At 59.8% G+C, this 23,673-nt stretch carries 14 protein-coding genes and 10 pseudogenes; 15 read left to right on the forward strand and 9 right to left on the reverse strand.

The window, feature by feature from the left end; all coding sequences use genetic code 11:
• Together NKI19_RS31340 and NKI19_RS31345 are read left to right on the forward strand one after the other, a co-directional pair.
• Nucleotides 1–167 (forward strand): transposase (locus NKI19_RS31340; protein ID WP_352951277.1); only part of this gene is annotated, 167 nt, incomplete at its 5' end.
• 105 nt (nucleotides 168–272) lie between these two features.
• Nucleotides 273–528: pseudogene (locus NKI19_RS31345) on the forward strand (transposase domain-containing protein); the annotation flags it as partial.
• Nucleotides 529–773: 245 nt separating this feature from the next.
• Here the strand turns inward: NKI19_RS31345 and NKI19_RS31350 are convergent.
• Complete coding sequence (locus NKI19_RS31350) at nucleotides 774–1,514, reverse strand: methyltransferase domain-containing protein (RefSeq protein WP_352567513.1); 741 nt, start codon at nucleotides 1,512–1,514, stop codon at nucleotides 774–776.
• Nucleotides 1,515–2,403: 889 nt separating this feature from the next.
• On the opposite strand from NKI19_RS31350, the pseudogene NKI19_RS31355 reads away from it, so the two are divergent.
• Nucleotides 2,404–2,700: pseudogene (locus NKI19_RS31355) on the forward strand (integrase core domain-containing protein); the annotation flags it as partial.
• 102 nt (nucleotides 2,701–2,802) lie between these two features.
• Here the strand turns inward: NKI19_RS31355 and NKI19_RS31360 are convergent.
• Nucleotides 2,803–3,705: pseudogene (locus NKI19_RS31360) on the reverse strand (IS110 family RNA-guided transposase); the annotation flags it as partial.
• 241 nt (nucleotides 3,706–3,946) lie between these two features.
• Here NKI19_RS31360 and istA point away from each other — a divergent pair.
• Entirely contained in the window at nucleotides 3,947–5,500 is a 1,554-nt protein-coding gene (istA, locus tag NKI19_RS31365) for an IS21 family transposase (protein WP_352567514.1), read from the forward strand.
• Nucleotides 5,501–5,517: 17 nt separating this feature from the next.
• A complete protein-coding gene (gene istB / locus NKI19_RS31370) occupies nucleotides 5,518–6,258 on the forward strand; it encodes an IS21-like element helper ATPase IstB (RefSeq protein WP_352567515.1) in 741 nt (246 codons plus the stop codon).
• Between the two features lie 432 nt (nucleotides 6,259–6,690).
• Here istB and NKI19_RS31375 read toward each other — a convergent pair.
• Together NKI19_RS31375 and NKI19_RS31380 are read right to left on the reverse strand one after the other, a co-directional pair.
• Nucleotides 6,691–7,870: pseudogene (locus NKI19_RS31375) on the reverse strand (IS701 family transposase).
• A gap of 59 nt (nucleotides 7,871–7,929) precedes the next feature.
• Nucleotides 7,930–8,922 (reverse strand): IS481 family transposase, encoded by a 993-nt coding sequence (locus NKI19_RS31380; protein WP_352567516.1) that lies wholly within the window; start codon nucleotides 8,920–8,922, stop codon nucleotides 7,930–7,932.
• A 28-nt stretch (nucleotides 8,923–8,950) separates the two neighbouring features.
• On the opposite strand from NKI19_RS31380, the gene NKI19_RS31385 reads away from it, so the two are divergent.
• Nucleotides 8,951–9,130, forward strand: a complete 180-nt coding sequence (locus NKI19_RS31385; protein ID WP_352951276.1) for a hypothetical protein — start codon at nucleotides 8,951–8,953, stop codon at nucleotides 9,128–9,130.
• A gap of 101 nt (nucleotides 9,131–9,231) precedes the next feature.
• On the opposite strand, the gene NKI19_RS31390 is transcribed toward NKI19_RS31385, so the two are convergent.
• Entirely contained in the window at nucleotides 9,232–9,960 is a 729-nt protein-coding gene (locus tag NKI19_RS31390) for an aspartate/glutamate racemase family protein (RefSeq protein ID WP_352567517.1), read from the reverse strand.
• A gap of 101 nt (nucleotides 9,961–10,061) precedes the next feature.
• Nucleotides 10,062–11,273 (reverse strand): NAD(P)/FAD-dependent oxidoreductase, encoded by a 1,212-nt coding sequence (locus NKI19_RS31395; RefSeq protein WP_352567518.1) that lies wholly within the window; start codon nucleotides 11,271–11,273, stop codon nucleotides 10,062–10,064.
• Nucleotides 11,274–11,437: 164 nt separating this feature from the next.
• Between NKI19_RS31395 and NKI19_RS32955 the strand changes: the two are divergent.
• From NKI19_RS32955 to NKI19_RS32960, 7 genes and pseudogenes are all read left to right on the forward strand, one after another.
• Nucleotides 11,438–11,566: pseudogene (locus NKI19_RS32955) on the forward strand (IS91 family transposase); the annotation flags it as partial.
• 232 nt (nucleotides 11,567–11,798) lie between these two features.
• Nucleotides 11,799–12,424: pseudogene (locus NKI19_RS31400) on the forward strand (transposase); the annotation flags it as partial.
• A 537-nt stretch (nucleotides 12,425–12,961) separates the two neighbouring features.
• Nucleotides 12,962–14,120, forward strand: a pseudogene (locus tag NKI19_RS31405) (IS110 family RNA-guided transposase).
• A gap of 296 nt (nucleotides 14,121–14,416) precedes the next feature.
• A pseudogene (locus tag NKI19_RS31410) lies at nucleotides 14,417–15,238 on the forward strand (IS91 family transposase); the annotation flags it as partial.
• A gap of 513 nt (nucleotides 15,239–15,751) precedes the next feature.
• Complete coding sequence (locus tag NKI19_RS31415) at nucleotides 15,752–16,195, forward strand: hypothetical protein (RefSeq protein WP_352567519.1); 444 nt, start codon at nucleotides 15,752–15,754, stop codon at nucleotides 16,193–16,195.
• Nucleotides 16,196–16,312: 117 nt separating this feature from the next.
• Nucleotides 16,313–16,801, forward strand: a pseudogene (locus NKI19_RS31420) (ATP-binding protein); the annotation flags it as partial.
• Nucleotides 16,802–16,895: 94 nt separating this feature from the next.
• Nucleotides 16,896–17,048, forward strand: a complete 153-nt coding sequence (locus tag NKI19_RS32960) for a hypothetical protein (protein WP_502899368.1) — start codon at nucleotides 16,896–16,898, stop codon at nucleotides 17,046–17,048.
• A gap of 170 nt (nucleotides 17,049–17,218) precedes the next feature.
• On the opposite strand, the pseudogene NKI19_RS31425 reads toward NKI19_RS32960, so the two are convergent.
• Nucleotides 17,219–17,661 (reverse strand): annotated as a pseudogene (locus NKI19_RS31425) (M16 family metallopeptidase); the annotation flags it as partial.
• 151 nt (nucleotides 17,662–17,812) lie between these two features.
• Between NKI19_RS31425 and NKI19_RS31430 the strand changes: the two are divergent.
• A complete protein-coding gene (locus NKI19_RS31430) occupies nucleotides 17,813–18,772 on the forward strand; it encodes an IS5 family transposase (protein ID WP_352567520.1) in 960 nt (319 codons plus the stop codon).
• A gap of 192 nt (nucleotides 18,773–18,964) precedes the next feature.
• On the opposite strand, the gene NKI19_RS31435 is transcribed toward NKI19_RS31430, so the two are convergent.
• Nucleotides 18,965–20,380: a M16 family metallopeptidase gene (locus NKI19_RS31435; RefSeq protein WP_352567521.1), complete on the reverse strand. Its 1,416-nt coding sequence runs from the start codon at nucleotides 20,378–20,380 to the stop codon at nucleotides 18,965–18,967.
• 1,557 nt (nucleotides 20,381–21,937) lie between these two features.
• Between NKI19_RS31435 and NKI19_RS31440 the strand changes: the two genes are divergently transcribed.
• The gene (locus tag NKI19_RS31440) at nucleotides 21,938–22,150 is read left to right on the forward strand and encodes a cold-shock protein (RefSeq protein ID WP_023679670.1); all 213 of its coding nucleotides are present in this window, start codon (nucleotides 21,938–21,940) and stop codon (nucleotides 22,148–22,150) included.
• A 227-nt stretch (nucleotides 22,151–22,377) separates the two neighbouring features.
• On the opposite strand, the gene NKI19_RS31445 is transcribed toward NKI19_RS31440, so the two are convergent.
• On the reverse strand, nucleotides 22,378–22,842 hold the full coding sequence (locus NKI19_RS31445; protein ID WP_352567522.1) for a Ros/MucR family transcriptional regulator: 465 nt from the start codon (nucleotides 22,840–22,842) through the stop codon (nucleotides 22,378–22,380).
• Nucleotides 22,843–23,673 lie beyond the last annotated feature (831 nt).

Genomic DNA, 23,673 nt, shown 5'->3' on the forward strand with positions numbered 1-23,673 from the left:
GCACCCTGGTCGTTCGCATCTTCCCCAACCCGCGGAGCTGTCTGCGGCTGGTTCGGGCATTGGCGGTGGAGATCCACGAGAACTGGCTCGAGGCGACCCGCTATCTCAACATGGATCATCTGCGCGAGCACAAGAAGGAGAGCCTGAGGGCGGCCTTGGCCGCCTGAGCACCGCCGTGTGTCCGCCGCTCCGCTAAACACGGGGGCTGAGCGGCCGACACGCCGACGTCACCGCGATGCCACGCCATTTTGCAGAACTTGACGCACACAACTGATAACAACCTTCTTACGCGACATCAGACCTTTTGTAACCGGAAGAAAAAGTTGGCTCTTCAGTGACACCGTTGCCGGCGCCAAGGCCAGTGCTATCATCTACAGCCTGGTGCTGACCTGCCGTGCCTGTGAGGTCGATCCCTATGCCTGGCTAGGCCACGTGCTGACTGAATTACCCCAGCGAGCAACCGACGCCGACATCGAGGATCTGCTGCCCTTCAACTTCGGCGAACGTGCGCACCAAAATACCAGCTGACGCTCGAAACCCCAATCTTCAATGCGACAATCCAGACCCGCCGGACCGCGGTGCGCGCCCTAGTGTGCACTGAAAAGCGCGCTTACGGACATACGGTCTTACCGTGTATCTGACACGCAAGGCGATCATCACGAGGCAATGCTAGCGCATCCAGAGCTGCCAACAGCGGATGTCCCAAGATTGCTGAAGCGATATCCGCAATTGACGCTTATTTTAAGCCTTGTTGGCTGCGGAAGGTCCCTGAACTACGGCCTGCTTCGGCGGTAGACTGAGATGTGACGTGGGGATCGTTCGGTGAACGCACCTCTCGACCAATCTCCCCACCGCTCCGTCAGCTCCAGCCCCGCGCATTCGGCCATGGTATCGAGCTCCTGGTGGTAAACGTAACGAACGCGTTGCGGTAAACGTCTGACCGATGTACCAGAAAACCAGAGGACGGTTGAAATCAAGTTCTGGTTTAGTGGATCGTGGACAGAAACATCGACGATCGTATTCTCATGATCCACTAGCCGCGCCTTTGTAGTTTGCTGGCCGGTGACGAGAGGATACAAGCCTGGCACCCACAGTTCTATCACCAAAGACCCCTCATCATCTAGCGTCTCCGCGGCAGATCGGAGGCAAGCTATTTGCGCTTCGCGCGTGAAAAGCAACGGGAACGTGAAATAAACGCAATACACCAAATTGTAGCGTTGCTCTGAGCTGAAATGGGCAATATCTCCCTGCCAAGCCTTAATTAGATCGGTTCGCTTGGCGAGAAGTTTCAACATGCTGCATGAATTATCGATACCTTCGACCTTGACGCCACGCTCGCTCAACGGCACTGCCACGCGCCCGTCGCCTATACCCAGTTCGAGGGCACTGCCTCCGTTGCAATATCGCTCAAGAAAGGCGACCGTCTCGTCTACCTCAGCGACTTTACCTTGCACGGTGGTGTATTCTTCATAGATCGGGGCGTAAATTTCGCCATAAGTGAATTCATCAGACATGTTCGATTCTCCTACCACGTGGTTTAGCGATTTGCTTGACTCAACTTCATCCCGTACTATTCGAAAACTGATTTTCGTTGCCGTTACCGGATACGTCTATTCTCCCGCCGACCGCGAAACGTGTTCCGTGCCAGCACAGAAATTTGAAACGATGTCGCTCGCGAACGTGCGCCTGCGCCTCGCCGTGCAAAAAGCGGGTCGCCATAGGACTGAGCGCGCATATTAAGTGACCGCGCACTCCGGCTGCCGAAGACAGGAGATTCCAACGCGCCGATAATGTCTCCTGCATAGGCCCGTTCCGTCGCGAGCAACTGGTCGAGGGATAACTCTCTAGCGAAATCGTCGATACGGACATCGAACGGCTCCGTTGCTGGGTGAACGTCGCGGTTCAAAAAGCAAGAGGTGTGCCAACTCAAAAAACGGTGTCAATCCAATTCGTCGGCTTTTCGCGTCCGTTTCTGCCTGTTTGCTTTTTCACAACTTTGTCCGGCCTCCAACCATTGGGCAAGCGAAGCCGGTTGCGAAAAGTTTCGCGTCTCAGATCATGGTCGAGTAGCTCAGCCATTCGGCCTTCGCACTCACAGGTCGGGGCCACGTGTTTCGGCAATTCCCTGACACCCTTTTCGCTGAATCCCGGACAGTTTGGAGTGCATCAAGGCTGAAGGCGAGAGGGAACAGCTGCTTGGCGCGAGTGTGCAAAGCAGTCGGATTGGCTGGAACTGCACAGGGCCGGGGGTGGAGCTCAGAGACGACGGTTGTTCAGACTCTCATCCGCGGGTTGGGTACCGCCTTCCGTGTCTTCGTCTCGGGGCTGTCCTCGGTCTAGATGTTTGATCCCAGACTTGATGGGGCATCCTTACCTTCCGAATCAAAGGATGCGCTATACGCCTGCGCCAGGAACGACATCGACCACCGCACGACCAAGGCAAGGCATCCGTGGACCAACGGCCAGGTCGAGAGAATGAACCGGACCATCAAGGACGCCACCGTCAAGCGCTTCTACTACGAGAGCCATGACCAGCTACGCAGCCATCTCGCCGACTTCGTTGCCGCCTACAACTTCGCTCGTAGACTCAAGACCCTCAAGGGTCTCACGCCCTACGAGTTCATCTGCAAGGCGTGGGCGTCACAACCGGAACGCTTCACCCTCAATCCGCTCCAGCAAATGCCGGGACCGAACATCTAGGGGGCGGGCGTCGAGCACATTGGCTCGGCCACATAACTAGCGACGGGAATTCCCCACCGTGCCCCACCCCCGGCACTGTGCAGCGGGCTGGTCGAGACCTGTCTATGACGGTGCGACCTCCCGACCGATAGCCCACAAGAAGGCGGACATCTCGCGTGCGATCGCGGCCACGACCACCGGCGGCTTCTTGCCGGCGGCGCTGAGGCGACGATAGCGGGCGCAGAGTCTGATTTGTGCCTTCCAGGCTATGTCGCGGACAGCCTTCGGCAATCCCTCGAGCCGGAGCCTCAGCGCCTCGCTGACTCTGGCGGGATAGCGGTAAGTCCAGGCCGCTTCGACCAAAGCGCGGCGAGCGCGTCGATTGCCGGCGAGCGTAAGGCTTGACCGGTGGACGGTGTCGCCAGTCGAGCGCTCTCCCGGAACCAGACCGAGGAAGGCCATCAACTGCGGCGGCGTATCGAAGCGGCGCACATCCCCGATCTCGGCCGCGAAGGTCACTGCGCCCAGGAACGAGGCGCCGCGCATTGCCTGATAGGCCTCGACCACCCGCGCCATGGACCAGGTTGGCACGACGACGCGCAACTGCTCGTCCAGGCGGCGTAGCCGCGTCCTCGATCGCGTCGATCTTCTCCTGGCACACGATCTGCTGTGCCGTATGCTCGAAGCTCTGGCGGGCAAGCCAGCGCCTGTGCGCCAACGTCCAATGACCGCCGCTCTCGTAGATCCGGCCATGGCGCAGAAGGAAAGAGAGTAGCTGCTGGCGTTTGCGGCGCAGGTCGTCGGCTGCGCCTTCCCGGGACCGGACCAGATCGCAGACAGCCTCGTGGACCACGTCAGCCAACCATACCCCGGTCAGCTCGCCCGCTCGGTGCAGCCGCGCCAGCGTGACCGCGTCCCGCCGGTTCGTCTTGACACGCTCGCCCGGCCGCTTCGGGATCAGGGCGGGCGCCACACCATGCAGTCGTGACCAAGATCGCGAACCTGCCGGCACAGCCCATGACCCGTCCGGCTTCGAAGCAGACGTGCAGTCGATCATACTTTTCCCCAGCTTCTTGACCGTCCGCTCTGCCGGCCTGCGGGTTTCGCAAAGTCCCGGACAAGGAATTCAGTAAGTCGCGGACACGGATTTCAGTAAGTTCGGGACAGGGATTTCAGTAAGTCGCGGACAAAACAGGCGGCGGAATTAGGTCGATTTTCGTGAGCGCCGATCTGGCATTTTGCCCTCGTATTCGAAGCGAGGACATCAATGCCGAGACGGAAGCGAGCGAGACATTCGAGCGTGAAGGACATCCGATCGATACTGCGGCTGACGTTCGAGCAGGAACTCCCTGTGCGGGCCGTTTCGGAGCGTTTGAAGATCAGCAAGACGTCGGTATCGACGTATCTGCTGCGGGCACGGGAAGCCGGACTTGCGGTCTGGCCGCTGCCCCCTGGACTGGACGATGACGAGGTTCTGGAGCGACGGCTCTTTCGCCGGATGGGACGGCCGCCGCGTGACATCGATGAGCCGGACTGGCCGAAGATTGCCAGCGAGCTGAAGCGCAAGGGCGTGACGCTCAATCTGCTGTGGCAGGAATATCGTGAGAGCCATCTGGACGGCTATGGCTACACCTGGTTCTGCTGCCGTTTTGCCGAATACGAAAGCCGCGTCAAACCCAGCTATCGCAGCCGGCACGTTGCTGGCGTCGCCATGGAGTGCGACTATGCTGGCCACACGATCCCCGTCGTCGACCCGTCGACAGGAGAGATCCGCGCAGCGCAGATTTACGTCGCGGTGCTGAGCGCGTCTCAATTGACGTTCTCTTATGCGAGCTTCAGCCAGAAGCTGCCGGATTGGATCGAAGCGAACCAACGGGCCTTCAGTTACTTCGGCGGCGCGACGAAGAGGACGATCTGCGACAATCTCAAATCCGCGGTTGCCAAGGCTCTTTGGTTCGAGCCGACGTTAAATGCGACCTTCGCCGCCTTCGCCGAGCACTACGATACGACCATCCTGCCAGCGCGGCCAAAACGTCCTCGGGATAAGCCATCCGCCGAAGGTTCAGTTTTAATCGTCGAGAGGTGGGTGCTGGCCAGGCTTCGAAATGAACGCTTCTTCAGCCTTGCTGATCTCAATATCCGGATCAGCAGTTTGATCGAAGACCTCAACGGCCGGACCATGCGCCGTTATGGCAAATCCCGCCGTGCGTTGTTTGATGAGATCGAACGTACCCAGCTCAAGCCACTGCCGGCAACACCGTTTGAATATGCAGAATGGAAAGTCGCCAAGGTCCATCCCGACTATCATGTCGAAGTCGACAAGACCTTCTACTCCGTGCCGCACGGTCTGATCGGCAGGCGGGTCGATGTGAGACTGACCTACCGGGCGGTCGAGATCTTCTTTGACCATAAGCGGATCGCCAGCCACATCAGAAGCTCGCAGCGCTCGGGCCATATTACCGTCAATGAGCATATGCCGAAGTCCCACCAGCGCTATGCAAACACGACGCCTCACACGTTGCGCAAGGAAGCGGCAAAAGTCGGGAGCAATACGGCGATATTTATCGAGCGTCTGCTGAGTGACCGCCCGCATCCGGAACAAGGCTATCGATCCGCGCAGGGCGTCCTTTCCTTGGCGCGACGCTACAAATCCGATCGCCTGGAAATGGCGTGCGAGCGTGCCTTGACCATCAATGCAATGAGCTATTCGTCCGTCGCCAACATTCTCAAATCTGGTCTCGACCAAGCTGCGCCCGTGAGCGAGGCCGTCAAGCCGGCACCGCCGCACGGCAATATCCGCGGTAAAACCTACTATCAATGAGAAAGGAAAACACCCAGATGCTGACACATCCAACCCTTGATCAAATGCACACGCTCGGCCTTGCCGGAATGGTCGCGGCCTATCGCGAGCTTGCCGAGCAGGTCCATGGAAACGACCTCAGCTTTGACGAGCGGCTCGGCCTGATGCTCGACCGCGAGATCGCACTGAGAACAGACAAACGGCTGACCAATCGGTTGGCAACAGCAAAGCTGCGTTTTGCCAATGCCTCGATCGAAGACATCGATTTTAGCACTCACCGCGGCCTTGATCGCCGGAACGTCTTATCCTTGGCGCAGGGGGCATGGCTGAAGGCAAACGAGAACTTGATTCTGACAGGCCAAACGGGCACCGGAAAGACATGGATTGCCTGCGCCTTCGGACGACAGGCGCCACGGCTCTTCGAGGATCTCGCACTTGCAAGGCTCGACGGACGCTTCCCGCGCCTTATCGATAAACTCGCTCGCGTCCAGCTGCTGATCCTCGACGATTGGGGAACGCATACGCTGAGCGACAGGCAGCGCCTCGATCTGCTCGAAATCTTCGAGGAGCGATACCGGCGGAAATCGACGCTGATCACGGCTCAACTTCCTGTGGCCGCCTGGCATGAAATGATCGGAGAGGTCACTTTAGCCGATGCGATCCTGGACCGTATCGTTCACAATGCGCACCGCATAACGCTCGAAGGCGACAGCATGCGAAAGCGAAAATCATCGACGCTCTTGACCGGCAGCGAAATAACCGAAATCAATCACTCCTAACAGCAACAAGGCAACCGGAACTCGATCGCTTCCGTTGTCCGCGGCTTAGCGAAACGCTTGTCCGCGATTTACTGAAACGGCTGTCCCAATTTAGTGAAATCCGCAGCCGGCCTATTCTCGACCTCGCCGAGAAACCGGACCTCGCCCGCGTTTCACCACCGACGAGATGCCGTCACCTTACGCGGGCGTAGAGCTTGATGGTGGGATCCAACGCCCCGCAGTGCTTACTCAGCCACTTTGAAGTGAGTCACTAGTACTACAGTTGCAGGTGCCGATGCCGTTTCTAGTGACAGATGGTGGCCGCAGCCTGATGTCGTCGTCGCCATAACGACCAGGCGATGATGAAGGGCTTTTGTGTCGGTGGGAAGATGAGGATCCGGGCGAGGAGATAGCGGATCTCGGGGACGCTCGGGACGAGCGCAGCCATCCGGATCAGGCGGCGATTGGCTCCTTTGGACTCGTTTCGTTCGGTTTGCTCCATGCGCTGCGGCGAAGATCAGCCGATAGCTTCGAGAGGAATGCCAGGGCGGCCATGCACAGGCTCATGTGGCGATGCCATCCGTGCCAGGACCGAGCCTCGCAATGATCAAGTCCGAGATCATCCTTGGCGCGCTCAAAGCACTCCTCGATCGCCCAGCGCAGGCCGGCCACTGCCGCCAATTCGGCCAAGGAGGAACCGGGCGGGGCGAAGACCAGGTAGTAGGCTTTTTCTCCGGATGTCGATCGCTTGCGGCGGACGAGAAGCCAATGCTCGAAGCCGCCTTTTGACGTCCAAGGGCGGCGGATGCGTGCCCAGTCATAGAGCCGAGGCCCTTTGGCGCCTTCACCTGCCGCATGACAGACCCAGTCGTCGGGCTCGAACTCGCTGGCCAGTTCCTCGGGCGAGGTTTCCTCAAACAGACGATCCCCTCCCCGGCGCATGAAGTGAGCGCCTCGAACCGCCAAGACATAGGGCTGCTCGCGAGCTTCCAGCATCCGGCGAAGGCTGCTGTCCGCCCCGTAGACAGCGTCGCCCAGAACGTAAGCGCACGGGACGCCGGCATCGAGCGCCGCCTCGACCATGGCGCGCGCCATCTTTGGCTTGGTTGCAAACTCGACCGTCTCCGGGATCGACGCCCTGGCACATCGCGCCCGATCCTTTTTCCGGCAGATAAAGGCGACGATCAACCAGCGCTTGGCCGTAGCGGCTCGCGTAAGCCAAGAACACGCCGATCTGGCTGTTCTCGATCCGCCCCGCCGTTCCCGAGTACTGACGCGCGACACCGGCGGAACGATCGCCCTTCTTCACAAATCCCGTCTCGTCGACGATCAGGACGCCATCCTCATCGCCCAACGCCTCCACCACATAATCGCGAACCTCGTCTCGGAGCCGATCAGCGTCCCAGTGGCTGCGCCCCAACAGCGACTGCATCCGATACGGCCGCTCCGCTCCGGACTGCTCGGCCATCAGCCAGCCTGTCTTGCGCTCAATGCCGGAAAGAAGGCCGTCAAGGAAATCTGCGCCCGTCTCCCGCAACTCACGACGAGGAAGCACCCGCCCAACCCGTGCCTTCAGCGCCGTGAGCTCCTGCTCCCAAGCCAACAACGACCCTGACCACGAAGCGACAGACATGGTTCCCTCCATAACCTGTCGAAGTGAATCAGAAAATCAAATGATCCGCAACTGTAGTACTAGATGTTTGGTCCCGGCATTTGCTGGAGCGGATTGAGTTTGAAGCGTTCCGGTTGTGACGCCCACGCCTTGCAAATGAACTCGTAGGGCGTGAGGCCTTTGAGGGTCTTGAGCCTGCGAGCGAAGTTGTAGGCGGCGACGAAGTCGGCGAGATGGGTGCGGAGTTGGTCATGGCTCTCGTAGTAGAAGCGCTTGACGGTGGCGTCCTTGATAGTCCGGTTCATTCTCTCGACTTGGCCATTGGTCCACGGATGCCTGGCCTTGGTCGTGCGGTGCTCGATGTCGTTCCTGGCGCAGGCGTATTCGAAGGCGTGAGCGCGGAAGATCTCGCCATTGGCGATTGCCTCCTTGATCAGCGGCGCCGCCGAGCCACCGGCACCAGGGGGGGTGAACTGGATGCCGTTGTCGGTAAGCACGGTGTGGATCTTGTAGGGCACGGCCGCGATCAGCCGCAGTAGAAAGTCTCTTGATACGGCTGTGGGGGCCTTCTCGTGCAACTCGACGAAGGCGAACTTCGAGGTGCGGTCGATGGCGACGAACATGTGCAGCTTGCCCTGCTCGGTCCTGACCTCGGCAATGTCGATGTGGAAGTAGCCGATCGGGTAGCTCTTAAATTTCCTCTTCGTCGGTTTGTCGCCCTCGACATCCGGCAGCCGGCCGATGCCATGGCGTTGCAGGCAGCGATGCAATGAAGACCGCGTCAGGTGTGGAATGGTCGCCTGAAGCGCATAGAGGCAGTCGTCGAGCGGCAGCAGCGTATACCGGCGGAAAGCGACAATGACCGCCTCTTCCTCAATCGAGAGCACCGTCGATCTCGGTTCCTTGGGACCAGTCGGCAGATCGGCGACCGAAGCGCGCCTCTTCCACTTCGCAACCGTCTTCTGGTTGATCCCGTAGCGCCTGGCCAGCGTCCTCAGGCTCTCTTGACTATGCTGTATCGCTCGACGGACCGCCTCTGTCGTTGTGGCGCTCCCATGCAGAACCTGGCCCATAGCGCATCCTTTGATTCGGAAGATAAGGATGCCCCATCAAAGTCCGGGATCAAACATCTCGGCACGGCTCGGCACGCTGCAATGCAGTAGCGGCGAACTGGCAAACGCCGATTTCGACAAGGTACTGGCGAAAGAGCCTGGCGCCGAAGATGTGGTGGTCGCCCTCCCATGGCGCGCGGACATCGGCAAGTGCGCAAGTGCTCGCTGAACACCCCTAGATTTAGATTAGATGGGCGGCCGTAGCGACCATCGAGAATTTTCAGAAGATCGCGGCCGCTCGGCGGCACTGAGAACCAACCGCAATAAGAACTAGGGCCACATAGGACCCCCACGCCAACTCGGTAGATTTTTTTCACCCAGTGCAACGCCTAATGCATACTTGGCGAGCAACCGGGTTGAATCTAAAGTCGGGAGCGGAGCCTGCTCAGGCGAGATGAGAAGCGGAATCTCGGTACAGCCTAGAACGGCAGCGTCGCATCCCCTAGAAGCTAGATCCTCTATGATTCTAACGTGCTCCTTACGAGCTTCATCAGTGAAGATACCGTTGCAAAGTTCCGCAAAAATTATTTCGTTTATATAACTTCGATCCGGTTCATTAGGGGCTATAGCTGTCAGGCCTTTACTCTGTGCAGCCCTGAAGTACATAGGCTTCGCCATTGTCCACTTTGTACCTAGAATCCCGAGCTTCCGATAACCTCTTTCGACTGCCTCTTTCATAACCACATCCGCGATGTGCAGCCCCGGCAAGGCCAAATCAGGACCATCCAGTTCGAGGGCGAGATGAGCAGTGTTGTCAGGACAAACAAAGAAGTCGCAGTCTGCCGCAGTTAGTCGTCCAACTGACTTGGCAAGGGTCGCTCTTATCAGCGGAAGGTTTTCCCGTTCCCATTCAGGTATGCTAGTGCCCATCGAAATCGCGTCCATTGTTACATCGGGATGCAGGTGGTCCCCTAGTTTGGACGCACCTGCATGACAAAGTGCCAGATAGCAGAGTGAGGAGCCTTCGGCACTATGTGCAAGAATCCCTACATGCTTCATAAAGCGCGCCCCTGAACTAATGTACCATTGAACGCATCGGTGGACTGGAAGTCAGGATCGAGAGTTTCGAAGTGAATTCCAAGCCACTTCAGATTGGCAGATCAGTCTAAGCGCTGGGCCGGATTTATCGAATGTTGCGAGATCTGGCTCTGAAGCCAAGCGGTGTCGGCGGCCCGGCTGCCGAAGCGAGCGGGCGCGCAGTGAAATGTGTCGAAGCTCGGCTTGACACGGGTGACGAGCTCGGCGGTGAGGCGTCCCGCCATCGCCGACCAAGTGACGCCTTCGGAATTCATGGCCGTGCAAAGGAACAGTCCTTCGACATCCGGCCAGGGCCCGATCAAGGGTGAACCATCTGGGGTGAACGATTCGGGGCCATTGATGAAACGGCGGATGGGTGCGTCTGCCAAAACTGGGAAAATCTCCATCGCACTCTCGAAATAGGGCGCGATCTTGTCCCAGTCGGGATTAAGCAGGGTGAAGGCGAAAGGATCGGGGAGGGTGGCTGCATCAATCGTCTTGGCGTTCTCATCGAAGAAACCGACGAGCATGCCGCCCGCCTCCTCGCGACCGTACATCCGGCGCTCGGACATCGAGAAGGATGGAGTTGATGCGGCTAATCGCGGTGTTACGTCTGCGATGACGTAGAAATGCTCGCAGGACCATTGTGGTAGGGCGATACCGCTGGTCGCCAGCAGTAGCCGGGACCACAACCCACCCGCAACAACCACGGCATCTGCGGCAATGGGGCCAGTGGATGTGCGAAGACCGACAATGCGGCCGCTACGGATTTCCAGTCCGGTTGCCCGGCAATTCTCGACGATGCGAACCCCGCGTTGCCGAGCGCCGCGCGCATAAGCAGCGGTAAGATCGGCGGGATTGACGCGGCCGGAAAGAGGATTGAGCCAGAAGAACGCAGCCGATGCGGGATCGAGCAGAGGATGCAGGCGACCGGCTTCCTCGGGCGAGAGCATGCGCCCGGCGATGCCTCGCATTGTGGCTTCACGATGGTATGATTCACACTTGCGTATGGCATCGGCGTCTTGAGCGAGAAATAAGCGCCCAGTCTTCAGCCACCCCGTGCTTTGCCCGGTTTCCCGCTCAAGTCTCTCTATTGTATCGAAGGCGTAGAGCACACTTGAGTCATGAGTGGGTGCTGGGCTCCAAGTAATGTTACCAGCCGAATGCCAGGTTGTGCCGGAACCCAGTTGCTCGCGCTCCAGCAATACAATGTCGCCCGCGCCCGCATCCGCCAGGTGCCAGGCGACGCTGCAACCGACAACTCCGCCGCCGACAATCACAATACGACGACTCATGACTTGTTCCCATCACTGACATTTTGTTCGTAGAACCCGCGCAACGTTAAGGTCGCGATCCCGTATATGGACATCAAATTGCAAAGGCCCATGAAACAAATGGGTCATAATCCATCCGTGTTTTATCGAAATGCGCGGAGCAAAGTGGCAGTGAAAATTCTGCACGAAGCATTTACGAGGGCCTCACCGGGCGTTCCCTCAGGCAATGCCCCGCCTGTCGTCAAGGGCAGATGATCATCATCGAAATCTTCGACGGCGTCACCACACCCCCGCCATACCGGGATACGTCGTGAAACAAGCGCTCCGCTATCGCCGTCATCGCATCGCACGAGCCGCTCGGCCGGAAACCCGCGCCGTCCCGCGAAACTCCGCGCCATCGCCCCCACCGGCCCCTCCCGACGGAACAATAGTCGCCCATGCTGAAGCCGGAATGTTCTCGTCCAAAAAGCTGGACGCTCCTATAAACCTCGCCGTTCCTGTCGAATTGTGATTCCATCGGGTACTGATGGCGATGGGAGATTTTCGATGGGGACTGCGCCTGGGTTCTTCGATGTCGATGATCGGCTTCGGCGGTTGAGCGACCTTGGCGATCAGCTCGAAGCCTATGGGCGGGTTGTGGACTTCGAGGCGTTCCGGCGAGATCTGGAAAAGGCGCTTGCCTATACGGGCGGGCCGCAGGGTGGGCGCCCGCCCTACGATCCCGTCATGATGCTGAAGGTGCTGATCATCCAGACTGTCAACAACCTGTCGGACGAACGTACCGAATTCCTGATCAAATGGCCGGCTGTCGTTCATGCGGTTCCTTGGGCTGGGGCTTTCGGACCGGGTTCCCGATGCGCGCGCGATCTGGGTGTTTCGGGAAAGGCTTACGAGGACCGGAGCGATCAAAGCCTTGTTTGAACGCTTCGATGCGATGCTGCGCGAGGCCGGCTACATTGCCATGTCGGGCCAGATTGTGGATTCGAGCCTTATTGCCGCGCCGAAGCAGAGGAACACGAAGGAGGGGAAGGACGACATTGGTAGGACAAGCCGGCGAAACTACCCCGGAAAGAATGCGACGCGCACTGCACGGTCAAGTTCACCAAGGCCAAGCCGCAGGCGGACGGCACGATGCCACCGTCGATATCGCCATTCCCGCTTTCGGCTATCAGAAAGTGTTCGTGCCGTCAGCAGCTTACGTGTTCGCGTTCCAGTCATCTGGGCTTGCCGAGAAGGGCACGTTTAGCCAACGAGTCCGTGCCAGGCTTCAGAAGGCTGCCGAGCCAGTTTGGCGACAAAGTGTAGAGGATAGAGTTGCCGTTCTTGTAGCTGGCGAGCATATCGGCCAATAGAACGAAATACTCACCCTGAGAATGGCGGCGCTCGTGAAGGCAATTCACGCGAGATCCATTTGGTGATATTAGATGCGCAATTATAATCGCATTGACACGTTCGGCCATTTTTGACATCTGCCGCCATATCGGCACGTGATGCTGCTGAACCCCACCTGCCGGTCCAGAATGTTGGGCGCCCCTTACTACAAACTGGTTGGTCGAGCTGCGGTCATCTATTTAGATCTGCCCATAAGGCAGGTAATGGGCGTCGCCCATTACCTGCCGCAACCGGCACTGTCCCAAGATCCTATGGGCTGATAGCGGCCTGCATTCAGGCAGAATGGCGTTGCTAGACCCACCATTCTGGAGACGACAATGCAACAGGTTGCAAATCGGCCGGAACAGGCCGCTATCCGCATCGATCTTGGCGCGATCTTTGTTTCGATGGAACTGTCTCGATCAAGTTGGCTGATCACCTCACTGTCGCCGGGTGGCGGGGAGAAGATGTCCAGGCGTTCTCTGCGGGGCGAGGACGTTGCGGGACTCCTGGAGCTGTTTGCGACGTTCAAGGAAAAGGCCCGGGCACGAACCGGCGAGCGCTTCCGGATTATTGTCATCCAGGAGGCTGGACTCTAGACGGCTTCTGGATCCATCGGGTGCTTCAAGGCGAAGCGATCGAGAGCCACGTGGTCGACGCCGCCTCGATCCTGGTGTCGCAGCGGCGCCGGCGGGCGAAGACCGATAAGATCGACGGCGAGACCCTGGTGCGGACCTTGCTGGCCTAGAAGCGCGGCGAGTCGCGGGTCTGCTGCATGGTCAAGCCGCCGACCCCCGCCGAATCTGCCGGGAGCGCAAGACGCTGATCGCCGAGCGGGTGGAGCACGTCAACCGGATCAAGGGGCTGCTGTTCGCCCAGGGCGTCGGTGACTGAGCCGCTGCGTCGCGATCGACGCGCCAGGCTCGAGGACCTGGAAACGGTGATGGTCGCGCCTTGCCTTTCCACCTGAAGGCACAGGTCGTGCGTGAGCTCGACCGGCTTGAGCTGATACTGGAGCAGTTGCAAAAGGTCGAGGCGGTGCGCGACGATCTGCTGTTGGATCGGGCCAAGGCGAACGACCCGCGCCGGTGGTGAGACTGCTGCAGCTGAAGGAGGTTTGGCGCTGAGTTCGCCAACGTACTCTGGTCTGAAGGTCATTATCGTCACTTCGATAATCGAAGGCAGCTTGCCGCCTACGCCGGGCTTGCGCCAACGCCCTGGCACAGCGGTTCTGTCGATCACGAGCAGGGCGTCTCAAAAGCGGGCTATCCGCGGCTGAGAGGAACGATGGTGCAGATGGCCTGGCTGTGGCTGCGACACCAACCAGACTCGACCCTCAGCCAGTGGTTCCAACAGCGGGTCGAGCGCAACGGCGGGCGAGGCGGGCGGCTGCGTAAGCCGCTGATCGTCGACTTGGCGCGTAAACTGCTGGTCGCACTGTGGCAGTATGCGACCGCCGGCGTGGTTATGGAGGGCGCCATCATAAAGCCGGCCTGATCTGAAGCCAACCAAACCCCTTTCGCCATCTGACGGGGCCTGATCAGCCCCGGCGAATCCAGGTGGACGAACCGGCCTGGCATATGGTCTCAACAACCGCTCCTAAGAATGGTTACGTCCCCCTGAGCCTAGCCGCCGTATGCGGGATAAGGGTGCAGCCGCCCCGGGGCGGCGACCGTATGTGAGTTTCAACGAGCCAGAAATGCTCGAATTGGAAAGACAGGCTCAACTTCGGATCCGTAACAACACGAAGAGATAATCCATGAAGCCGTAAGCCGTACACATTCCGGTTGACCCGAGTTCGCCCATGTGAGTGCCAGGGAAAGGCATGCCGGGAATGGCTCGCCGCACGGCAGGACGAGCTTCTGCCGGTTGCCTATTTCCAGGTAGTGTTCACGCTGCCGGCCGATATCGCCGCGGTCACCTCCAGAACAAGACGGCGGTGTACACGATCCTGTTCAAGGCGGCCGCCGAGACTCTGCGCACGATCGCCGCAGATCCCAGACATCTCGGCGCCGGGATCGGTCTCATCGCGGTGCTGCACAGTGGGGCCAGAACCTCACCTACCATCCCCACCTCCATTGCATCGTGCCGGGCGGCGGCATCTCTTTCGATGGAGGGCGTTGGTTCGCTTGCCGACCGGGGTTCTTCCTGCCCGTACGCATGCTGTCGCGCCCGCTCCGCAGTCTCTTTCTGGAGGAACTCCGAGCGGCCTACGCCAGGGTCGGCTGGGCGTCTTCGGCGATCTCGCCTACCTGGCAAAGCCTGGTGCCTTCGTCTGCTTGCTTGCGGAGGCTCGTCGCCGGCAATGGGTCGTCTACGCCAACCCGCCCTTCGGCGGGCCGAAGCAGGTGCTGGCCTATCTCGGCCGCTACACCCATCGCGTCGCGATCGCCAACTCCCGACTGATCAGCACGGCCGACGATCGGGTCGCGTTCCGCTGGCGGGACTATCGCCATCGCGGCAAGTCGAAGGTCATGACGCTCGACGCGCACGAGTTCATTCGTCGCTTTCTCCTGCACACATTGCCCGACGGTTTCCATCGCATCCGCCACTACGGCTTCCTCGCCAACGGCAATCGCGCCACTAAGCTCGACCTGTGCCGCAAGCTGCTGGCCGGATCGCAGCAGAACAATCTCGAACCGGATGCCGAAAGCGCCGCTGTCGCCGCCGAGCGCGTTGCGGTGGCGGACGCCGTCGCACCGGAATGAGTTCGGCGGTGCGCCGATCGGTTCCGATCGCACCTTCTGGGACTGGAACGACCCGCCGCCTGGTCATGTCGAGGTTGACTTCGTGGCCCATTCCGGCACCTCCTCGTCCGGTAGCTTTGTGCAGACGATGGTTCTTACCGATATCGCTACGGGCTGGACCGAGTGCGTGCCGGTCCGGACCTGGGAAAGCGGTCTTGTGATCGCTGCCATCAAGCGGGCCAGATCGCTGTTTCCCTTTCCGCTGCTGGGCGTCTTTCGACAATGACAGCGCCTTCATGAATGAAGTCGTGGTCTACTGGTGTCGAAGTCAAGGATTGGAAGTGACCGGTTCCCGCGCATGTCGGAAGAATGATCAGGCTTGGGTCGAGCAGAAGAACGGCGCCATCGTCCGGAGGCTGGTAGGCTACGGAAGATTCGTCGGTGCAGAGGCGACGGCAACGCTCGTTCGCCTCCACGAAACTGCGTCTTTACGCCAATCTGTTCCAGCCGTCCTTCAAGTTGCGGGAGAAGACCCGGATCCACGCCCGTGTGATCAAGCGCTATCACCCGCCAGCGCCGCCCGTCGAGCGCGTGCTGGCCCATCCTGGCGTGGCCGAAACAGACAAGGAACGCCTACAGGCCATGCTGGAAACTGCGGATCCGGTGATGCTGTTTGCCGGCATTCGTGCGGCACAGGAAGACCTTGGAAGGCGGGTCGATGGTCGCGGTCTGAATGCAAAGCCCGAGGAACCTGTCGCCATCGGTCTTAAGCGCTTCGCCGCGAGCCTGAGGATGGCCTGGCAGGCTGGGAGACACGCCTCACGTATCGAAGGCCGTATCGGCGGATCAAACCCTACCCGAAGAGGCGCAGCCGCAAACACCTGAATCAATAAACAGGTCGGTCGAAGCGGCCGCTCATGATCGCGTGAAATAGCTGCTTCACGATCAAATGAAATGAGCGCTCACCATCGCGTGAAATGCCGGCTCACAATCAGCGAAATGCGCATGCTGTTCACCCGAACCACCGATCTCGTCCAGAAGCTTCAGGTCGCACGGCGTGAGCTGCAGCTCGAATCCGCCATCGCAAAGCTCGACAAGTTCGATCTGCTGATCCTCGACGATCTGGCCTACGTCACCAAGGACCAGGCCGAAACGAGCGTGCTCTTCGAACTCATCTGCGCAAGATATGAGCGGCGTTCCATCATGATCACCGCCAATCAGCCCTTTGGAGAATGGAACAGGGTCTCTCCGGATCCCGCCATGACCCTCGCCGCGGTCGACCGGCTTGTTCATCACGCAACGATCTTCGAGATGAATGTCGAAAGCTACCAGCGCAGATCCGCCATCGAAGCTAAACGTCAGCGCGGCAGGCCTGCCTCCTACGCGACAATCAAAAACGCCCACCAACTTGTCGCGGAGCGACAATCAGAAAACGACGAAAGCCTTGCCAGCGACAATCAGCATGATAATTTCCCCGTGACCGCGCTCTGAGAGTCTCATCCAGATTGTTGTCGCGCAGGTCTCTCCCAGATCGCCGCGCTATACCGAGCCGACACTCTCGGCCGTCACGGTGCTCCAGCGCCTCATGAGTGCCGATCCGTCGCGCTTTACGAAGAAGAGCCTGAGGACAGTGCAACTGGCTGTGAAGGCATGGCGCGTGGAAGCGGCGGAGCGGATCGTTCCTGGACGACGACTGGACGAATCGCGCGGGTCATGTCGGCACCACCACGCTCGGTAACATTCTCCGGTGAGGCAATAGGGGGGTCAAATCCTCACTTCGCTTGACACAGGCTACAATCCCCATAACGCCAGACCGCGTCAGGCGGCTTCGTTCAATCCGGCTTGCAATGAGGTCCGAAGACCAGCGGGTGTGCTCCATCGAACATGCGGACCTCACAGAAGCCTCCAGTAGATCGCACGCCGCCATTTGCGCTGGGCGATCGTCTCGGGGTCGCGCTCGTTGGCGATGATGCCGCAGAAAATCTGGGCGCGGATGAGGTCGACCGCCTCCTGGTCGAAGCGCGGGCTGTTGACGGCGAGCCTTAGCAGATCGATAGCAGCATCCTGTTGTTCGGAAAGCATGCGCATCGACCCATTGATGCCGTCGCGTTGCGCGCCGAAGCTCATCTCGACGCCGGCATGGTCGAGCTTGACCTGGAAGGGGTCGCTGTCGAGATGGCCGGCGCCCTCGTGGAACAGGCCGGTCATTAAATTGGCGAGGCCTTCCTTGCCGGCCGGGTCCTGCGCGGAACCGCCGTCGAAGACGAAGCGGATGGCGATGATCGGCACCGTATGATCCTCGACCAGCCAGGCGGTGGTGCCCTTTGCCGATTGACTTCCTGGATATTCATCGCGCGGGCGGCGAGCGCCGGCACGATGAGGAAGAGGATGGAGAGGAACAGGGTGGCGAAGGCGCGCCAGGTCTTCCCTTCTCCCACAAGGGGCCTGTTGCGTAATTCGCTGATTGTGATTCTCTGAGGTGGACGGTCTGAGGGAATCGCGATGGCAGTGAAGCAGACGGGCCAGTTGAGCTTGGCGGAGGCTTTTCTAGGCACCAAGCTTGTGGGCGGCACTTCGCCGCTCGACCGATTGTCGGGTCTTGTGAAGTGGTATCGGTTTGAGAAACTGCTCAACCCGCTGCGTGATGGCGGTCCGGGTCGGGCGGCTTGGCCACCGCTGGTCCTGTTCAAGGCGCTTTTGTTGCAATCGCTCTACGGGCTTTCGGACCGTGAGTTGGAAGAGGCGCTTGGCGACCGGCTGTCGTTCCGGCGCTTTGCCGGGCTCGGGCTGGAGGAGAGCATTCCCGATCACACGGTGCTTTCGCGCTTTCGCAATCTGCTTGTCGGCGAAGGTCTGCTCGATAAGTTGTTTGGCGAACTGGACCGGCAGTTGGAGAAGGCCGGCGTGATCCTGAAGCGTGGCACGATGCTGGATGCCACGCTGATCAATGCGGTCTCGTCACCGCCGACGCTTGAGCGGCCGTCGAAGGATCCAGATGCCCGCATTACCGCGCGGCAGGGCAAGGGCGGCTTCACCTTCGGCTACAAGGCTCATGTCGGGGTCGATGAGGGCTCTGGCCTGATCCGCACGGTGATCACCACCCCAGCCAACGTCAACGACACGGTCGTGGCTGACACCTTGATCTGCGGCGACGAGAAGACGGTTTGGGCGGACGCCGCCTACGACACCCATGCCCGCCGCGCCCGGCTCAAGGCCGAAGGCAAGAAGGTGCGCATCGCGCGCCGCCCCAACAAGCATCATCCGCAGCTGCCGGCGCGTCTCAAGCACTACAATCGCTTGATCGCCAGACGCCGGGCGGCGGTGGAGACCACCTTTGCTACCCTCAAGTGCCGCATGAAGCTGACCACGATCCGCTATGTCGGGCTGGCCAAGGCGACCGCCCAGGTGACGATGGCGGCGATCGCCTTCAACATGCGCCGATGGGCCGCTATCGCGGGATAGGTGCGCCTGAGTTCCGCCCATACAGGGTCGGACGACCGCCTGAAACCCCAAACAAGACGTCAAATCCCCCGCAAACAAGCGAACAACCGCCGCAACCCCGCCGCCGCAAGCTTTGCTCATGACTGCCCAACAGGTCCACAAGGGGTGAAGGGAAGACCGGGCGGCGCATGCGCATGGCCATGGAGCTCATGATCAATTCCCCGCCTGTTGCTGCGGCAAAAGATAGCCCGTGGTCGAATGGTCGAGCACCAGATAACGCGCGGCGACCGCCTTGACCTCGTCGGTGGTGACCTTACGGACGCGGTCCGGCCTCTCGAGCACGTCCTTCACATTGCCACCGGTGGTGAGCGTCTTGCCATAAATGTTGGCGATGTGGTCCAGCTCGTCGTGCGCAAAGATCACCGAGCGGATATAGCGGTCTTTGGCCTTGTCCAGCTCGTCGTTGGTCACGCCATCCTTGGCGATCCGGGCGACTTCGGCAACGGCCGCCGCTTCGAGATCGACGAGCTTTGCATCGCCGCGCGGCGAGCCGGAGATGGTGAAATTGGTGTCGTCTAGCATGGTGCCCTGGAAGGAGGCGCCGGCCGCCGAGGCTATGCCTTGCTTGACGACAAGCTCCTGATATAGCCGGCTGCGGTTACCGCCGCCGAGGATCTCGGCCAGCAGGTCGAGCGCCTCGGCCTCGCCGGGCTCTGCCGTATGATAGGACGGCACCACCCATTGAGTGGAAAAGCTCGGCACCGAAACGCGCGCATCGGTCAGCGTCACTGTGCGCCTGGTGTTCTGCTCCGGCTCGACCGGGCGGTTGCGCGGGGGCAGGTCCGGCCCGCGCACAACCTTGCCATAGGTCTTCTCGGCCAGCGCCTTCACCGTCTCCGGCTCTACGTCGCCGGCCACCACCAGCACGGCGTTGTTCGGTCGGTAGTATTTGTTGTAGATGGTGAATGCGTCGGTTTTCAGCTTCTCCATCTCCTGCATCCAGCCGATGACCGGAATGCGGTAGGGCTGGTTCTGCCGCAACGTCGCGTTGACCTCCTCGTCCAGCAGAGCCTGCGGGTTCTCTCTGCGCCAACGGCGCTCCTCCAGGATCACGTCGCGCTCGGTCTTGATATCATCGTCGTTGAGGATGAGGTTGAACATGCGATCGGCCTCGAAGCCCATCATCTCACCCAACGCCAAGGGCGCCACCGTCTCGACGAAGGTGGTGTAGTCATAGGCGGTGAAGGCGTTGTTGTAGCCGCCGATGGCTGAGACGGCTCGGTCGAACTCGCCGGCGGCGTGGTTGGTCGTTGCCTTGAACATCAGATGCTTGAGGATATGGGCAAGGCCTGATTTGCCGGGTGGCTCGTCGGCGCTGCCGATCTTGTACCAGACCATATGAGTGACGATCGGCGCGCGGTGATCGGGGATGACGACCACTTCCATGCCGTTGTCGAGCAGGAAATCCGTCACCTTGCCGCCGGCGGTGGCGGCCAGAGCCGGAGCGGTCGTCACCAGGGCCAGCGCGGTGGCAATGAACGCGTTGCGCAGCCAGGCGGACGATCGATGGCTCCGGTTGTGGTGGCTGGTCGAAAGGCAAGGTTCAAGGCAAAGTGATTTGTTCCTCATTTTGATGAACGCGCTGCGTCCCCGTCTCTCCCCGTGGGAGGATCGGCGGGCAGCGCCGAGGCAGATGAATAAGCTCTTCATGGTGCCAGGCCTTACTCGAGCCTCATCTTTGGATGGACCCAGGAGACCTGCGGCGGTATTTCTTGGTGAGGTGATCATGGGACGGATTCTCCTTGGTCCGCGACGCCTTGCGGATGACCAAGCATGCACCGTGCCAGATCAGAAAACCGTTCGAGGCAGTGGACAAATCGGGCTCTGCCATGTTGCGCATCCGACATTGTCGGACGTCGGACAGGGCCGAACGCGACTTGCGCGCGGCTGAGAATATCTTCTTCGTTCGGAAGACGATTGGGCGCGCTGCCGGGGAGGGGTACAGGATGCGCTTCGAATGGCCGCTGCACTGACGGTGAGAATGGAGATGTTGGTCACCCCAGCGGAACCCTGTCCTCGACAGCCAGACCGGGTCGATGCTGAAGGGCAGAGGCGTGAGCAGCCCAGCCAACTCGAGCGCGGAGCCTGCTCGTGCGCTAGGACGGATCTGATCCAAAAATCGGCGAGTTGGGCGATATACGCGAGGCGCTGGAAAACGAAGACCGTAGGACTCGGAGGGGAAAAAACGATGCGGTTGCGCGATTCTGGCGTAATGCGCCTGCCGCGAGGCCGTTGAGCCTGATGAGTGGCCGCGGGAAAGGGGAGTGTTTGCGCGGGACCTTGGTCAAACGTAAGAAACAACCGTCGAGCTCGCCGTGGATGGGGGCATGCAGGCACGTTTGTCGCTGGAGGACAGCAGCACGGAAGCTGTCCGCGCTTGCCGTCGTGGCTGGGTACCAAACAGGAGAATTTGGCGGTCGCGATCGAATTCATCTGCGTAAATACCGCCTGGCTGTGCTCGGTTTGCCGGCGAACAGATTTTGCCTTCTTTGCGGCTGCAAACGCATCGCTGGCGGCGTGGTCCCCTAGCTAGGTCAAGAGCATCGGGTGAGTAACAGCCTGATCCTGCTCAATCTGATACGCGTCAACCGCCTCGCCGGATTGTGGAACCGCTCGCGGGTAACTTCTACCACAAACAGCAAGGTCATGAAATCAAGTAGGTCGATCGCTTGGGCGATTGTTTCTGACTTGCCCTTGAATGGTCCAGCAAAACGCGCGCGTTATCGATCGCTTCCACGCTGGTGGCATCGATCAACCCCTCGACCCTCTTGAAACAATCCAATTCGAAACTCCTTCAAGCGCTTGCCAAGCCGTTATGCACGAAGGTAGCGCCGTGAACTACCCGGCCTTTGACCTGGCGGCACGAGCAGCGGTCGGCCTTACGTCCCGTGCCTCCAAGCACCAGCCATAGACGTGGCGCTGAGGAGCGTTGGAAGGATCGGGCGCTTCCGGCCATGCTCTAGCGGTAGTGTAGGACAGTGCTTGCTGGCGACTACGGCCAAAATGGAGTGCGCCAGCTGATCGGGGCTTAACAATTTTTCGCTTTTTGCTGCGCCCAAGTCTCGGCTATGAGTCGGGCAGGCCTGATGGCCTGCCACGTTGCAATTGTTAAGGAGGAACACGTATATGCCGACTGGAACGGTAAAGTGGTTCAACAGCACCAAGGGGTTTGGATTTATCCAGCCCGACAATGGCGGTCCGGATGTTTTCGTCCACATTTCCGCTGTCGAACGCGCGGGCCTCTCGACCCTCGCTGACGGCCAGAAGATCAACTATGAGATCGAGCAGGATCGCCGCACCGGCAAGTCCTCCGCTGGCAGCCTCAGCAAAGCTGGTTGAAATTTTCTCCTGCGTCCTGGCAAGAGTGGGCGCGTAGGTCCGGAGGTCCTCACGGCCGCTCGATAGGAGCGAGCAAAAACTGAGGGCAGCAGATTGCTGCAGGCGTCGCGAATTCCTCATGAAACAAAGTTGTTTGAAAGGAAGGCGGGGTTGGCCCCGCCTTTTTATATGACGCGCAGATTAAGCCGATGGCTGCAACGCTCCAGAACGAATCTCGATTGCCGAAATCAAGCCGCGACCTTCTTGCGGGTTCGCTTCGTCGGCTCCGGTGCTTCCGGCGCTTTCGGTTTGCGGCCGAGCCCCATCGTCTTGGCCAATGACGAGCGCGCCGCGGCGTAGTTCGGCGCGACCATGGGATAATCCGCCGGCAGGCCCCATTTGGCCCGATATCCATCCGGCGTCAGCCCATAGTGGGTCGACAGATGGCGCTTTAGCGATTTGAATTTCTTCCCGTCCTCAAGGGAGATGATGTAGTCCGGTGTCACCGACTTCCTGATCGGGACTGCAGGCGTAAGGGCAACCGGCTCTTCTGCAGAGACACCTCCGGCCGTCCCTTTCAGAGCCGCGTGCACTTGGCCGATGAGGGCAGGGAGATCCCCCACCGGGATCGGATTGTTGGAGACATAGGCTGAGACGACATCGGCCGTGAGCTCGATGAGGGTGTCGATGTTTTTTTCGGCTTCTTCTGTCATGAAACTCTCCAGGCGGCGTGAAACACAGTCGGCGAAGCGTCGCTTCATAGTGGCGGTCGCCGCTGAAAGCAACAAAGGTCTCGACATGATTATTGCGATGCTCGCCCAGCGAGATTCTATGGCGCGGTATCCGCCGTCGTGACCGTTGATCCGCCCGTTGTTGGCGACCTGCCGCGGTCCTTGCGCATTTTCAGGCGCGTCTCGGCCGTAAGCTTTGCGCCGAAATGACCAGTGATCTCGAAACGAAGCAGGCTATTTCTGTTTCGCCATCCTCTTTTTGGCTGTGAAATCGGTGGCAGAGCAGTGGCCGCTTCCTGGTGGCGCGGGAGGAACTATCAAGCGTTGGTTCGCAATGGTCGAAACGATGTAGATTCATCCGGTGAACCGCTCTCGCAGCAGGATGTTAGGGATTGGCCCGCTGGTAAACCGAGGACATCACGCCGCTGCATTGCCATTGAACCGCTATCGCTGTGACAACACATTCCGCAATGGTGCGCGGGTGTAGAGCAGGCGCCTGTTTACGCAAACTAGCGGTTCAGCAGGTCGGGAGGAACGAATGAGCTCAGGGACTTTCAGCAGTCCAGTTTTCGGAAGGCGTGCAGCGCACATCGTGCAAGAGATTGCCAGTCCTGCGGATGCTATCGATTTTCTCAATGAATGGCCAGAAGATGTAAGCGCCACGCCGCTCCCCTCGTGCGGGGCATGAGGTGAATGTGCGAAGAATCCCCCCGATCGCGAGAGACGGAGGGCCTACGTGGGAGCAGACGGCAAAATGGACGTCGATTTGGACGTCCCAACAGCTGGCTACGCAGGCCGGCTCGAGGTTCTGGA

Origin of the sequence: Mesorhizobium sp. M0751, assembly GCF_040320265.1 — a bacterium.
Lineage (GTDB): Bacteria > Pseudomonadota > Alphaproteobacteria > Rhizobiales > Rhizobiaceae > Mesorhizobium.